This is a genomic window from Fusibacter sp., from assembly GCF_057447755.1.
This window is the reverse complement of the sequence record NZ_JBVBZF010000085.1, coordinates 1-12,776: the sequence shown is the minus strand read 5'-3', so window position 1 is coordinate 12,776 and position 12,776 is coordinate 1. Positions and strand designations below refer to the sequence as shown.

Genomic DNA, 12,776 nt, shown 5'->3' with positions numbered 1-12,776 from the left:
TGTAGACTCCAATCCATAATGTTTCTGAGCTCTTCCCAGTATGAGACCTCCTCAAAATCCAAATGCTCTATCGGAGCACCAGTGATGATCATACCATCAAACTTTTCATCCTTGATTTCAGAAAAAGTTTTATAAAATGCCTCCAGATGTTGCATGTCAATATGTGTTGCCGTATGTGTTTCAGGGTGCATTAGTGTAACTTCAAGTTGAAGCGGTGTGTTACTGAGCACTCTTAAGAGTTGCGTTTCAGTATCAATCTTTAGTGGCATCAAATTGAGTATTAAAATTCTAAGTGGTCGAATATCTTGATGAACGGCACGGGTCTCATTCATTAAAAAGATATTCTCAAGTGATAAAATATCTACCGCTGGTAAAGTGTCTGGAATTTTTATTGGCATTAAATCCTCCTTATGAAAAACAAAACCCCCACGCAAACTCGATCAATCACTCTAATGAGGAGCTTTTAATCTGTTCATGTGAGGTTAAAAAAAACCGCATCTATGATAGAGGCGGTAATCTGAGCGCTCAACTATCTTTCAGTAACCGACAAATGGTGTCAATTACTGCAGGAATTAGCACCAGTCTTAATCTGGTTGCCGGGTTTCATAGGGCCTGTCCCTCCACCGCTCTTGATAGTACTATTAAGTTAAAAATGATTATAATAATTATTTGACATGGTGTCAATAGTAATTTTAAATTTTTATTTTAAAGTCTTAGCGTTTAGTATGATTATTGCATTTAGAAGCCTAAGCTTCACTTGTGTCTTTGTCTGGCGTTTCATCAGCAATCACCACTTTTTTGACAGCGACTTTTTTGACTTTAATTTTTTTGACAGTTGCTGTTTTACGTTTCTTTTTAAGTGCCTCTTGATGCTCTTTTCTCAGGTTTTCCTCATACTCCATATTGACCAAATCTTTAGCGTCTTGGATTGTTTTTTTGTCTTTTAAAACACTTGTTAAATCCTCTAGTGCTTTTTTCTGATGTGCTTCATCTTCGAACTTTAAAAAATTCTCAAAGGCATCTGGGTACAAGAAGGTCTTAAGACCATCAAATTTTTCAAACTTCAATTTCAAATAGTCACCATTGCGTTCTACCACAGTACCTCTTCCGTAACTGGGATGTAAAACAAACTGATTTAACATGTTCACCTCTAATTTTCTAACTACGGTTTAAGTGCGTCAATTTAATAATCTATCTAAAGAACGGTCAAAGTCCCTCTGGGCTTATTAATTCTTTATTTTAGCTCATGATTACCTCTTATCATATCACACTTTACCCTATTAACCTAATTTCATGTAAATCAATTGATGCAAATGACGTTTGCCCCTCATAATCTGACTCAACAATTTAAATGAGTACTACTAAACAGCATTATGAGGATGCACCACAATTGAAACGACTCTATCTTTACCTTTAAATAACAAAATTTCTACTCATTTTCTACTTGATCCACTAAAAATGTATATGCGCTTTCAAAAACATCCCTTAAGTTTTCAAAACTAATAAGACGCATGACCTGTTCGTAATTGGCCCAAACATAATCCACGATTTCACTTGCCTGAATTTTAACGGGTCCCTCAAATACAGTTCCGACGAAATAGACAACTTCCTTGTTCACATTGGTCTTCACGATATAGTCTGTTGTAATTCTGATATCCTCTATACAATTGATTTTTAGTCCTGATTCTTCATAGACTTCACGTTTGGCAGTTTCCACCTCTGTTTCACCCGCTTCAACATGGCCTTTAGGAAATCCCCACGTGTGAGTGTTCTTACTCTTGAGGAGGAGAAAAACCAAATCCTTTTCAATTTTTTTATAAATAATCACGCCACATGATTTTTCACTTTTCATATTTATCTTGGATGATATTATTTAAGTATCATCTCATCCTTTCCAATAAATTTTAAGGTCAGAACAGCTTTAGTCCTTACCTAATTATTACATATCTTTTCAATAATTTCAAAATTTTCATCGCAAATTGTAAAAGGATTGCGAGCTCATAACGAACTGCAATCCTTTTATAATTTTGAGTTTCCAATCTTTATTCGGCATCATCAGATACTTGGTCACCTGATTCAATAGAATCATCATCCTCAACTTCTGAATTTTCAACATTTTTTCCTGAATTCTCATTGTCGTTATCTTGTTCTGATTTTAGGAGTTCACCAGTATTCGCATCCACTTTAACATCATAACTTTGATCACCGGCTTGTACAATGACACCATAAACCAATTTGCCATTTTCATCTTCAAGAACGATAGATTTGAATGTGCTATTGCTTAAAGATTTAAGTGCAATTTGCTTGGCGTTTTCTTCGTTGATAGCTGGTTTTACCATAGTAGGATCTAATGAAACATCATCCTTTTCGTTGTCATTTTCCATTTCCTTTTCATTTGACCTTACAATGGTTTTACCAGCATCCAAATTTCCTATATTAGAAGCTGCGAATGCAGAATACGTACCGCCAATTGCAAGTATCGCTACAAGTGATAATATTAAAAACTTAAATTTCATAAAATATTCTCCTTTCAACTCTGTTTATCTGTTAGTTTCACATCTAAGATCTTTTAACCTCACCTCCATACTTAAAGTATAGGACTTCAAACTGAGATTCAACTGATATGAAACTGAGAATCCACTGAGAATATTATGAGAAATTTCCTTATGGGTTCATTGGCAAACGGATCACCATTGAAGTTCCCTTGCCAACTTCACTATTTGCCATAATAGACCCATTATGAATTTCCACTATCCATTTGACAAGCGACAAACCAAGGCCCGTGCCTCCAACCGATCGTGTTCTGGCCTTATCTACTCTGTAAAAACGATCAAAAATATATGGAATATCATTATCTGAAATGCCTATACCTTGATCAGATATTACAATTTCAACATTCTCCCCAACAACTTTGTAGTCAATTTTAATTAACGTTTGAGCAGGTGAATAGCGAATACTATTATTTACAATTGCTCTCAGCATTTGTTTGATTAGCTTTTGATCGCCCAAAATCTCAATATTAGGAAGAAAATCACATTCAATTTGATGTTCGTCATCTATTAAAGCTGTTTCCTTCACAAGTTCTTTCATTAACTTTTCTAGTATGATTTCACTCTTTTCAATGTTTAAAATTTCATTGTCCGCTTTTGATAAAACCAATAAAGTATCCAGTAGGCTTGTCATATTATTAATCTCAACTTTAATTGATTTCAAACTTTCATCTAGGACTTCAGGGTCATTTTTTCCCCATCTATCTAAAATATCAATATATCCCTTAATCACAGCCAGTGGTGTCGCCAACTCATGCGAAGCATCTAGTGTAAATCGATTTTGCTTTTCATATGCCAACTGAGTTCGCTCAATATAATTATTAAAAGTGTCCGATAGTCTTTTTAGTTCATCTTCAGGACCTTCAATTCGAATTCTTGCTGTCAAATCACCCACACCAATTTCTTTTGCCTGACTGATTATTTTATCTATAGGCAGCAAAGCCTTTCGACTAATAATATGACCCACCCAAATCGCAAAAACAAACACAAGCCCGTCTATAGCCAGCATAATTGCTGTAAAAGCTTTTATGAACCCTTCCTCATTATTCATGTCCTTAACAATTAAAACATCAAGCTTGGTGCCATCATCAAGAATTAACTCATCCTTAAGATACATAATTCTACTCTCATTGGATTCGCCCATTAATGAAGTTTTATTAACTTTATTTTCCAGATTGTCAATTTGATAAACTTCACCAGTGTTATAAACAAGTCGATCATTATAATTAAGACTGACGTCCACATTATCTGCAATCTGAGATAGTTTTCCCAAATCAATTTTAGGGATGTCATGCAACGAATTTACGTCTGAAATTATAAAGTCATCCACGAGTTTCAATTGTTCTGTTGAAATCTGATACATATAATAGACAACGCCAAAAAGCGTTGCCAAATTGACCAGGGCTAACGAAAGGAAAAACAACGTCGCATAGACGATTGTTAATCGATGTGAAATTTTAGTAGGTTTAAACATTTTCATATCATCAATGCTCCTTAATAGTATACCCTACCCCTCTAACTGTTTGGATGAGTTTGCTGTCGTAGGGGTAATCAATCTTGTTTCTGAGATAACGTATGTATACATCTAAAACATTGCTATCACCTACAAAATCATAGCCCCACACTTCTTCGATAATCTGATCTCTGGTTAATACCAGGCCCTTATTTCTTAAAAGGTATTCAAGAAGGTCATATTCTGTTTTTGTCAAATCTATTCTATCGCCTCTCTTGATAACCTCACGTGTCATCAGGTTGACACTTAAATCCGATATCTCTAAAATTCTCTGAATTAAATTCTCAGCTTTGCTGCGTCTAAGTCCGGCTCTAATTCGAGCTAGCAATTCTTCCATTTCAAATGGCTTTGTCACATAATCATCCGCACCAAGATCTAGACCAATAACTTTATCTGTGATATCGCGTCTAGCTGTAAGCATTATAATGGGTAGATTTGAAGCCTTACGTATTTTTCTACAAATTTCCATGCCACTTATTTCAGGAAGCATTAGATCAAGCAATATAAGTTCATAATGGTTATTATTGAACTGATCATAGCCTTCTCGTCCATTGGTTGAAACATCATAAGTGTATCCTTCATGCTTGAACTCAAGCTCAAGCACTTTAACCAATGCTAAATCATCCTCTATTATTAGTATGTCTTTACTTGTCATTCATAACACCTCTTTTTAAAGGAATTAAGTCAAAATACGACCTAATTCCACAATAATCTACTTCCTATATTATTTATTATATACTCATATCATCATTTTACTAACATTTAATCTGCCACTTCTGCTGTCCCTTCTGATTTTTCGACAGTAAATGTCATATTTTGATAGCCATTAGCATGTATTGTCACATCAAATACAAGACCATTCGACGAATTTCCATATAAACCATTCATATTCATAAAATAGTGATTTGCATCATTTACTTGATTGTCAAAATGCACAGTAATAGTTTCTCCAGCCTTAATTGTTAAATTATTAAGCGGTTGATAATAGGATTCCTGAGTTTTATTTTTTTTATCGGTAATCGTATAGTAGACTTCAAAGTTATCAATTGTTTTGTCACTATTGTTGGTTAGCGAAATTTCCAAATGATCTGCACTTGCATTATCTTCTACTCTAGCATCCTTAACAGTGACCGGTAATATTAGAGTACTTGTTTCACTGATTGGATTATCTGCTACCACTGGATTTTTATCGTCCTTATCATTTACACCATCACCATCTGTATCTGCCAAATAAGGATTTGTGCCATACGTTTTTTCAACAGCGTCTGGAATACCATCACCATCTCTATCATTGCTAGACGAGCCATTCGTCCCTGTATTTGAATCATTATTAGTGACAATCACCTGAGACTGAGATGCTTTTGTATCTGTATTTTTTGTCGTCTGAACATTTGTATTCGATGAACACCCTGCCATAGCAAATGCTGCCATAGCAATAACTAATAAAGATACCATCCATTTTTTCACTGAATTCTTTGTGTTTAATTTACGTACCATATTCTACCTCCAATATTTTAATCTTTAACTTTTCTTGTTTAATCTAACGACTGCCATCTTCTCTTTTTAAAAACGAAACAAAAGCTAAGAGCCACACAACGATGCTCGGGATTATCAATCCCATTAGGTTAAGCCATTTAAGCCCAACTACTTCTAAAGGCGTATTCAATTTAAACCCAGGTTTAATATTCAAAAGTGCATAGCTAATACGCTCATAATGCTTGGTTGGTGACATTTCTTCAATGCCATCACGCAGCTTTTCATAAAATGTGAATTTCTGAAGAATTTGATGTTCTTGATCTCTCGTCATTCCCATCGCACTAAAGAATCCACCTGGAATCTGATTGTCCATATCCATCGTATCGCCTATTTGTGGAAACACAAAGGATAAAAGTAACCAAATTACCACTGTTAACAATAAAGCCCGATTCTCCTTTAAGGTCGAACTTGCAATACCCATGCTAAGTACATTGAAGAACATCATATATAATAAAGACATTAAGAAAAATAGAAGCATTCTAACGACATCGCTAGCGTTTAATGCCACACCACCGATAAGTATCACCGCTATAAAGGTGATTATACCCGTAATGATTGTAATGCCTAAGAGTATGATTGCATTTCCAAGTAGCTTACCAGTCAAGAATGTATCACGAAATACACCTCTTGTAAAAATAAGTTGCAAAGTACCACTTTTGACTTCCCTAACAATAGCCGTATTGCCAAGAACAATTGCCATTAGTGCCCCGACCATTCCAATATAATTCACGAAGCTTTTAGATGCTGAAATAGGATTCAATTCTGGAGGTGGTGGCAGTTCACTTTTTCCCATTGATTTTAAAAAACTCACTGAGCTATTATAATTATCCATGTTAGCCTTGACTTGATAAGAGCCTAATAAAATAGAAACAATGGTCAAAATCAATAGCATAACCAAAATACTCAGGAACAATTTGTTTTTAAAAGTATCTCTAATCTCTTTCTTTGCAATCTCAAAAATCAACTGTCACTACCTCCTTCCATGTTTTTTAAACTGAGTAAACGTAAATATACCAATGCCAGCAAGGATCAAAAGCATGATATAACCCACATGAAAATTGGCTTTGACAATTACCGGAATCCTTACTTGACCACTAGTGATTTGACCACTTGACGCCTTAAAATTGACATTGTAGTTGCCCGAGGTTTGAGAAGAAGGAACATCTACTTTAACCGTAACCGTTTTGACCTCTCCCGGCTTTAATGTCATAAAACCATTGCCACCATTGCTATACCATTTATTTGGAAGTTCTGGTATCATCCTAAGATCCGTGAGTGTTTTGGAACCATTATTTTCAATAAGAAAGATAAAATCAGCACTAGTGCCACTCACACAATCCACACTATTCGTTAAGCTTTTTAAAGCTAAATCGTATTCCTTTTGAACCATCATGGGTATTGAAAGTGTTTGTACAACACCATCATCTCTAGTAAGTTTTACAAATCCCTGATCCTCGTTTACAAGAACGTCTCCTTTGACCAAAATATTTAATACAACTAAAAGTTTTTTACCTCTTGAGACTGTCACTGTATCCAAGACTTGACCATCTGATGTGAAATAAGTTTCAAGTGTATTTGAAAAACCGTCAACACTCAGTTTATAGTCATGCGAAGTAGAGTCAGAGTTATTTATAAACAAAGTAAGAGTTTTTTCTTCGCCCGACGAAACAGTAACACCAAGCAATAAATCAGACTGTATTTTATCTCCTGCATATGAAAGTGGAAATAATAATAGTGAGCATACAAGTGTAAACATGACAAATAATTTTGTTCTAGTCACAGTGCTTCCTCCTTTTGTATTGCCCTATACGATAGAAAAACCATTAAAATACTCGGTGCAACAATTTCAAGAAAAGCGCTAATCTCTTTAGTTATTAACATCCAAACACCTATGTTTGCAGTTTCTGGTATCACCTGAAGAAGGTTATTGCCTATCTCTTGAAATTGAATTGAAGGTGAGGCAAAACTAATGGTTTTTGAAAGCACTGTATCTTGCACTGCTGTCTGTGATATAGCACTCATTGCAAATACAAAGTTCTTTTGACTCTCAGCCAATTGTGGTATCACGAAAGAAACTGATAACCAAATGATCATCATCAACATAAAGCTAAAAGAAGAATCATTTGTCCTTATTGAAAAATACAAAGTGGTCGAATAAAACAACATCATATAAATAAATGCCAGCAAAAAGAATATGCCTAATCTTAACAGTGCACTACTTCCCGGAACCATACCCGACACCACAATAAAAAGTCCTATATTAAAAATCAATATAATAGCTAAAAGTGTTCCAATTACTATACCACCGCCAAGCAACTTCCCTGTCACGATTTGATCTCTATAGAGAGAACGCGTGGCGATTAATCTTAAAGTCCCATTGTTACGCTCTCCACTAAAACTATCAAACCCTAAAAAAATAGCTACAACCGCTCCTATCATACTCACATAAGTTATAATGTTGCTAAGAACTGAAAGTGGATATATCACAGGCGCTGTTGGCATATTGATTTCACCTTGATTTTTTAACATCTGAACAATATCCTGATATGCCTGCATTTCAGCATGCTTTGTACTTGATCCAATATATACTGATACAATTGAGAGGATCAAAAACAGCAAAGTGATTATTATAAAAATATGATCTTTAAAAGCCATTTTAAACTCTTTTTGAGCCAAGACTAAAATCCCATTCATTTTGCACCCCCCTCGATTTTAAAATAAATTTCTTCAAGTGATTTTTCATTTGCGAATCTTCTTTCGACATTTTCTATCGAATCCGCTAAAAGCAATTTACCTTTGCTAATAATCCCTATATCTGTACAGATTTTGGTCACCTCAGATAATAGATGCGTATTCATAAAGATCGTAGTATTACGTGTCTTATTAAGCATCAGTAAAATATCCCTAAGCTCCTTAGTCCCTTGTGGGTCAAGTCCAGAAGTTGGTTCATCTAGAAATAGAACTTTTGGATCATGAAGTATGGCTTGAGCTATTCCGATTCGTTGTCTCATCCCTTTTGAGTAAGTCTTAACCCTCCTATGTTTCCAGTCCGATATTTCAAGAAGTTTAAGGGTGTCCTCTATTCGTTTTTCAACATCGGTAACACCAGAGAGTTTACCGAAAAACCTTAAGTTCTCAACCGCTGTTAAATCACCATACAACATTACATTTTCAGGTAAATAACCGATTAATTTTCTGACCTTTAAGTTATCTCGCTTAATATCGTAGCCATCAATTGTAGCTTTTCCTGAAGTTGGCAGTATTAAAGTCGTCAGAAGCGAAATTGTTGTTGTCTTACCTGCACCATTATGACCTAAAAATCCAAAGATAGAACCTTCATTCACTTTTAAACTAAGATTATCTACCACATAGGTATCTCCATATTTTTTACATAAATTTTCTGCTTGAAGCATTTTGCACCTCTTTTCTTAAAATTAGTAATTAAAATTGACGGATTGAACTAAAATAACATTTTGAATTAAAAATTGGTAAATTGAAATTGGATTTGACTATTTTTCAATATCTAAAATAAAATAAAGTTTATTTCTGAACAAATAGAAAAGTACTGCAAACACTGTCAAAATCGCAATTGTTAGCATAATCTGCTCAATATTAACACGACCGATTTGGGCACCAAGATAACTTGCTATTAACATCGCTGGAATCCTTGCGAAAAAGTAAATAGGAAAAAAAATTTTAAACTTCATCGGTGTCAAACCTACTGCATAAACCAATACATCCTTAGGTACGCCAGGGATTAAACACAAAACAAAAAGCAACATACTCCCTTTTCGACTTTCTAATTTTTCTTTATATGAAATCAACTTTTGTTTTGGCACAAGTTTACTTACCATTGAAAATCCATATTTTTTCGAAAGATAAAATGCCATAACCGATCCCATCATAATGCCCACTGTCGAAAGGATAAATCCATAAAAGCCACCATATATATAACCACCCGCTAACTGAATAGGCTCCCCTGGAATAATGGCAATTACAATTTGAACAATTTGTAAAGCAATGTATATAAAGATTCCAATCGGTCCCTTACTTTCGATATAATCCTTAATCTGATCAGGACTGCTGAGAAATTTCATAATCACAGGATTACCAATAATCATAGCCACAAGGCCTATTGATATCAAAAGTATTGTAAAGATTTTTACGACATATTTTTTATTATTTTTAACAAAGGCTTTAATGTTCATGATACTCTCCTATAAAATATATTGTCTACTTGATACTAATAGACTAAAGCATCACTCTGAAATGTATATGAGTTGAATCTGAGAAATTTCTCATGATTAAAACTTCTTATGGTCTAATTTGAACATTAAAAAACACGAGCTTAAAGACTCGTGTATTTTATGTCCCCATATTAAATTTTGGCAGTATTATCAACTTTTAATAAATTTCAATTCTAATCCACCTTGATAAAGAGTCTTTCGTTGAAATTCGCGAAACCTTGACTTCTGAAGAACTCACCAGAATTCTTATTTTTAGTCCAGTAATTCATCTCGATACGGTGAATTTGATGTTTTTTTGCATAGGCCTTTGCATAGTCCACAAGGGCTTTCCCAACACCCATTCCCTTATAATCCGCTTCCACACATATCTGGTCAATATAGAGTACCGAATGGGCAAACTTAAAAAAGTTTTCCTCAAAATGCTTTTGAGAAAGTATCATATACCCAGCAGGAACAGAATCCACTTCAGCGACATAGGCATTGATGCCTTCAGTACCTAAAAGTGATTTAAAGAGCATAGCCATATTGTCCGCAGAAAATGGCTTAAAAAGATCTGGTTCAATGATGTTGTGAATTTCTTGAACGTCATGGTTAAGTCTTGCCAATAAATTTTCGTCCAAGGTTTCAACGATTTTAATAGTCATTAGGACCTCCTTAAAACTATAAATTAACCTACCTTCATTTTTTTGCTATCTGATAATACCTATCGGACAGTAGCTAAAAACCTATCGGACATTAACTAGCTGATAGCACCTAGCAGATAATACTTATCTGACAGCACCTATCTGCTAACGCCTATCTAAAGCAACCTTAATCCCTATTTGTTTAAGTCATATTCCAGCTGATAATCATTGGGATCCATCTCATAAAATGACTGAATGGGATTTGTTAAAGGGCTACATCCAATAGCCATGTAAAAAGCGATGGTCTCTTCAGCTGAACCAGCACAGATAAACAACCGATCTGCCTCCTAAGTACTTGCCACCTCAGCACACCTTTTAAAAAGTGCACTGCCAATCCCCTTGTTACGTTGGTCTAGTGAAATAAACAACTGATCCAGTAAAACGTATTTACAGTCTTGACCAAAAATCGGCTTGTTGATCGTGGCAAAGCCCAGTAGTTTACCCTCTCCATCAAAAGCGCCAAATGCGCCACCACCCTCTTTAATCGTCAATTGAAGATTTCCAAAGTGATGGTCATAGCCATTTGGCCAGTCAGGATCTTGATAGTCAATTTCCACCAGTTGACGAACCCCATCCACATCACGCCAAGCCTTACCAATGTATTGTGAAGCATCTATATCATTGATTTTCTCACATTCCTCTAGCTTAATATCTCTAATGGTATATTGCATTTATGCACCTTCCTGTAAGTCATTTATCATTTGCTTAATGTTTTTATCAATAGAACCCCCGTGATAACAGACAATTTGATCTGGGTTCAAGGATTGGATTTTTTTAATACTTTCCATACAAGTTGCCATATCCAGTGTAAACTCAGGGTTGGCTACGACAAAACGTCCGTTTTCAACGGCCAATGCATCACCTGCAAATAACAATTTATCCGTTTCCAGATACAAAGAAAGGTGACCCGGTGTATGCCCAGGTGTCGAAACCACCCTTACACCTTCCACGATGTAGTCACCATCCAATACCGTCTGATCGACGCCACATACCTGAATCGTTTTTAAATAATTCACAAACTGAACGCCAAATGTCTTTTCATCGCCAGTCAACTGTTCATTGTAGGCTTCCGCTTGACTGAGTCTGAGCGACTTTTCACTACCGTCTATTAAGGGTTTTTCAAGCACTGACGAGACTACGATCATATTTGGATTTCTCTTTTTCAACTCCGCCAAAGACCCTAAATGGTCATGGTCATGATGGCTAATAAAGACCTTGGTCAAATCTCTTATTGTAAAGCCAAATTTACTAAGCTGAGCCTCAATCTGGTCTATTTGGTTGGGAAAACCCACATCGCACAGGATTACCTCATTTACTGAAAAAATCAACAGCGGATGAACCACAACCTTACCATAACCAGAGTCAAACTCAAGTGTCAAAATTTCATATTTAATCATTTTATATCACCCTTCTAATCTTAAAAGCCTTTTTTCATTTCACCTTATCGCATGATGTCTTGCCAGCAATCCCATAATAATGCCATCCACTAATTGGCCCTTTATAAAATCACGTTCTCTAACCAAGCCCTCATGCTGGAAATTTAATTTTTCAAGTACCCTCACCGACGAATCGTTCCCAGGTGTGATCATGGCCTCTATACGATTTAAGTTCAACTGATTAAAACCATAATCTAAAACCCCTTTAATCGCCTCTGTGGCGTACCCCTTGTTCCATTCTGCCTGATTGATGGCATAACCGATTTCTGAACGTCTAGAGGGCTTATCAAAATTACCCAGGCTGCAGGTTCCAATCAACCGTTCACTTTCCTTCAAGCAAATGCCCCATGTGATTTCTTGGTTGTTTCTTATGGCATTATCGTATCGCTTTATAAATTCACGTCCTTTTTCCATACAATCAATAGGATAGAAATAATCAAATTCAGCGACTTTCGGATCACTTAATACATCAAACAAAGCCTCTAAGTGTGTTTCATTTACTCTAACGAGCATTAATCGCTCAGTCACAAGCTCTGGAAAAGGTTCGAACTTTAACTCACTCATCATGTCTGTCTCCTCTAGGTCAATAAATTCTGTCGTATAATTCTATTTAAAAATCCTTGTTAATCGTCACACCCCTTAGCATTTTATCCTATAAATACGTGACGATTCGCCCCACGGATGGTAGCCTAATCCGATGTATTCAAAGCCAGCTTTTTCATAATAACCCACATGGTCGGTACACAGATATGCGTATTCATAGCCATTTGCTTTTGCATCAGATACTGCCTTTGCCAGGAGCTCAAAGCCGT

17 protein-coding genes and 1 riboswitch are annotated in these 12,776 nt (G+C 35.6%); all 17 genes read right to left on the bottom strand.

What is annotated here, in order from left to right; all coding sequences use genetic code 11:
- On the bottom strand, positions 1–398 hold a 398-nt coding region (locus AC220I_RS11330), incomplete at its 3' end, for a homoserine O-acetyltransferase/O-succinyltransferase family protein (protein ID WP_486723945.1).
- A gap of 128 nt (positions 399–526) precedes the next feature.
- Positions 527–639, bottom strand: a riboswitch (SAM riboswitch).
- 107 nt (positions 640–746) lie between these two features.
- A complete protein-coding gene (locus AC220I_RS11325) occupies positions 747–1,142 on the bottom strand; it encodes a hypothetical protein (protein ID WP_486723944.1) in 396 nt (131 codons plus the stop codon).
- 287 nt (positions 1,143–1,429) lie between these two features.
- Positions 1,430–1,852, bottom strand: coding sequence for a bis(5'-nucleosyl)-tetraphosphatase (locus AC220I_RS11320; RefSeq protein ID WP_486723943.1), 423 nt, complete (start codon positions 1,850–1,852; stop codon positions 1,430–1,432).
- 190 nt (positions 1,853–2,042) lie between these two features.
- Positions 2,043–2,516: a PepSY domain-containing protein gene (locus AC220I_RS11315; RefSeq protein ID WP_486723942.1), complete on the bottom strand. Its 474-nt coding sequence runs from the start codon at positions 2,514–2,516 to the stop codon at positions 2,043–2,045.
- A gap of 148 nt (positions 2,517–2,664) precedes the next feature.
- Positions 2,665–4,029, bottom strand: a complete 1,365-nt coding sequence (locus AC220I_RS11310) for a sensor histidine kinase (RefSeq protein ID WP_486723941.1) — start codon at positions 4,027–4,029, stop codon at positions 2,665–2,667.
- Positions 4,030–4,033: 4 nt separating this feature from the next.
- Positions 4,034–4,717: a response regulator transcription factor gene (locus AC220I_RS11305; RefSeq protein WP_486723940.1), complete on the bottom strand. Its 684-nt coding sequence runs from the start codon at positions 4,715–4,717 to the stop codon at positions 4,034–4,036.
- Between the two features lie 107 nt (positions 4,718–4,824).
- Positions 4,825–5,559 carry a hypothetical protein gene (locus AC220I_RS11300; protein WP_486723939.1) on the bottom strand — a complete coding sequence of 245 codons (735 nt, stop codon included), beginning with the start codon at positions 5,557–5,559 and terminating at the stop codon, positions 4,825–4,827.
- 43 nt (positions 5,560–5,602) lie between these two features.
- A complete protein-coding gene (locus tag AC220I_RS11295; RefSeq protein WP_486723938.1) occupies positions 5,603–6,562 on the bottom strand; it encodes an ABC transporter permease subunit in 960 nt (319 codons plus the stop codon).
- Between the two features lie 6 nt (positions 6,563–6,568).
- A complete protein-coding gene (locus tag AC220I_RS11290; RefSeq protein WP_486723937.1) occupies positions 6,569–7,378 on the bottom strand; it encodes a COG1470 family protein in 810 nt (269 codons plus the stop codon).
- Complete coding sequence (locus tag AC220I_RS11285) at positions 7,375–8,292, bottom strand: ABC transporter permease (RefSeq protein ID WP_486723936.1); 918 nt, start codon at positions 8,290–8,292, stop codon at positions 7,375–7,377. Before AC220I_RS11285 ends, AC220I_RS11290 begins: the two co-directional genes overlap by 4 nt.
- Positions 8,289–9,011, bottom strand: a complete 723-nt coding sequence (locus tag AC220I_RS11280) for an ABC transporter ATP-binding protein (RefSeq protein ID WP_486723935.1) — start codon at positions 9,009–9,011, stop codon at positions 8,289–8,291. The genes AC220I_RS11285 and AC220I_RS11280 overlap by 4 nt, the downstream gene beginning before the upstream one ends.
- Positions 9,012–9,107: 96 nt before the next feature.
- On the bottom strand, positions 9,108–9,806 hold the full coding sequence (locus AC220I_RS11275) for a TVP38/TMEM64 family protein (protein ID WP_486723934.1): 699 nt from the start codon (positions 9,804–9,806) through the stop codon (positions 9,108–9,110).
- Between the two features lie 212 nt (positions 9,807–10,018).
- Complete coding sequence (locus AC220I_RS11270; RefSeq protein WP_486723933.1) at positions 10,019–10,489, bottom strand: GNAT family N-acetyltransferase; 471 nt, start codon at positions 10,487–10,489, stop codon at positions 10,019–10,021.
- 173 nt (positions 10,490–10,662) lie between these two features.
- Positions 10,663–10,803, bottom strand: a complete 141-nt coding sequence (locus AC220I_RS11265; protein WP_486723932.1) for a hypothetical protein — start codon at positions 10,801–10,803, stop codon at positions 10,663–10,665.
- A gap of 12 nt (positions 10,804–10,815) precedes the next feature.
- Positions 10,816–11,199, bottom strand: a complete 384-nt coding sequence (locus tag AC220I_RS11260; RefSeq protein ID WP_486723931.1) for a GNAT family N-acetyltransferase — start codon at positions 11,197–11,199, stop codon at positions 10,816–10,818.
- Positions 11,200–11,925: an MBL fold metallo-hydrolase gene (locus tag AC220I_RS11255; protein WP_486723930.1), complete on the bottom strand. Its 726-nt coding sequence runs from the start codon at positions 11,923–11,925 to the stop codon at positions 11,200–11,202.
- Between the two features lie 39 nt (positions 11,926–11,964).
- Positions 11,965–12,531, bottom strand: coding sequence for a GNAT family N-acetyltransferase (locus tag AC220I_RS11250; RefSeq protein WP_486723929.1), 567 nt, complete (start codon positions 12,529–12,531; stop codon positions 11,965–11,967).
- Positions 12,532–12,776: the final 245 nt, after the last annotated feature.

Coding starts and splice junctions, on each gene's coding strand:
- AC220I_RS11305 (WP_486723940.1), bottom strand. CDS start 4,717: ATGACAAGTAAAGACATACTAATAATAGAGGATGATTTAGCATTGGTT.
- AC220I_RS11260 (WP_486723931.1), bottom strand. CDS start 11,199: ATGCAATATACCATTAGAGATATTAAGCTAGAGGAATGTGAGAAAATC.
- AC220I_RS11300 (WP_486723939.1), bottom strand. CDS start 5,559: ATGGTACGTAAATTAAACACAAAGAATTCAGTGAAAAAATGGATGGTA.
- AC220I_RS11285 (WP_486723936.1), bottom strand. CDS start 8,292: ATGAATGGGATTTTAGTCTTGGCTCAAAAAGAGTTTAAAATGGCTTTT.
- AC220I_RS11270 (WP_486723933.1), bottom strand. CDS start 10,489: ATGACTATTAAAATCGTTGAAACCTTGGACGAAAATTTATTGGCAAGA.
- AC220I_RS11250 (WP_486723929.1), bottom strand. CDS start 12,531: ATGATGAGTGAGTTAAAGTTCGAACCTTTTCCAGAGCTTGTGACTGAG.
- AC220I_RS11320 (WP_486723943.1), bottom strand. CDS start 1,852: ATGAAAAGTGAAAAATCATGTGGCGTGATTATTTATAAAAAAATTGAA.
- AC220I_RS11310 (WP_486723941.1), bottom strand. CDS start 4,029: ATGAAAATGTTTAAACCTACTAAAATTTCACATCGATTAACAATCGTC.
- AC220I_RS11255 (WP_486723930.1), bottom strand. CDS start 11,925: ATGATTAAATATGAAATTTTGACACTTGAGTTTGACTCTGGTTATGGT.
- AC220I_RS11315 (WP_486723942.1), bottom strand. CDS start 2,516: ATGAAATTTAAGTTTTTAATATTATCACTTGTAGCGATACTTGCAATT.
- AC220I_RS11325 (WP_486723944.1), bottom strand. CDS start 1,142: ATGTTAAATCAGTTTGTTTTACATCCCAGTTACGGAAGAGGTACTGTG.
- AC220I_RS11280 (WP_486723935.1), bottom strand. CDS start 9,011: ATGCTTCAAGCAGAAAATTTATGTAAAAAATATGGAGATACCTATGTG.
- AC220I_RS11275 (WP_486723934.1), bottom strand. CDS start 9,806: ATGAACATTAAAGCCTTTGTTAAAAATAATAAAAAATATGTCGTAAAA.